The sequence below is a fragment of the Pseudomonas syringae group sp. J254-4 genome, assembly GCF_032586855.1.
Lineage (GTDB): Bacteria > Pseudomonadota > Gammaproteobacteria > Pseudomonadales > Pseudomonadaceae > Aquipseudomonas > Aquipseudomonas amygdali.
This window is the reverse complement of the sequence record NZ_JAWHOO010000051.1, coordinates 1-711: the sequence shown is the minus strand read 5'-3', so window position 1 is coordinate 711 and position 711 is coordinate 1. Positions and strand designations below refer to the sequence as shown.

At 51.2% G+C, this 711-nt stretch carries 1 rRNA gene; it reads left to right on the top strand.

The features are described 5' to 3' along the window. Positions 1 to 242: 242 nt before the first annotated feature. A 16S ribosomal RNA gene (locus tag RYB09_RS27080) occupies positions 243 to 711 on the top strand; the annotation flags it as partial.

Genomic DNA, 711 nt, shown 5'->3' with positions numbered 1-711 from the left:
CTTCTTAAAATAACCGCTTGACAGATACAAGAGACGCTGTAGAATGCGCGCCTCGGTTGAGACGAAAGCTCTTAACCACCCGCTCTTTAACAACTGAATCAAGCAATTCGTGTGGGTGCTTGTGGTGTCAGACTGAAGTCAACAGATTATCAGCAACCCAAGTTACTCCGCGAGAAATCAAAGATGTAACCAACGATTGCTGAGCCAAGTTTAGGGTTTTCTCAAAACCCAGTTAGATGTTTGAACTGAAGAGTTTGATCATGGCTCAGATTGAACGCTGGCGGCAGGCCTAACACATGCAAGTCGAGCGGCAGCACGGGTACTTGTACCTGGTGGCGAGCGGCGGACGGGTGAGTAATGCCTAGGAATCTGCCTGGTAGTGGGGGATAACGCTCGGAAACGGACGCTAATACCGCATACGTCCTACGGGAGAAAGCAGGGGACCTTCGGGCCTTGCGCTATCAGATGAGCCTAGGTCGGATTAGCTAGTTGGTGAGGTAATGGCTCACCAAGGCGACGATCCGTAACTGGTCTGAGAGGATGATCAGTCACACTGGAACTGAGACACGGTCCAGACTCCTACGGGAGGCAGCAGTGGGGAATATTGGACAATGGGCGAAAGCCTGATCCAGCCATGCCGCGTGTGTGAAGAAGGTCTTCGGATTGTAAAGCACTTTAAGTTGGGAGGAAGGGCAGTTACCTAATACGTGA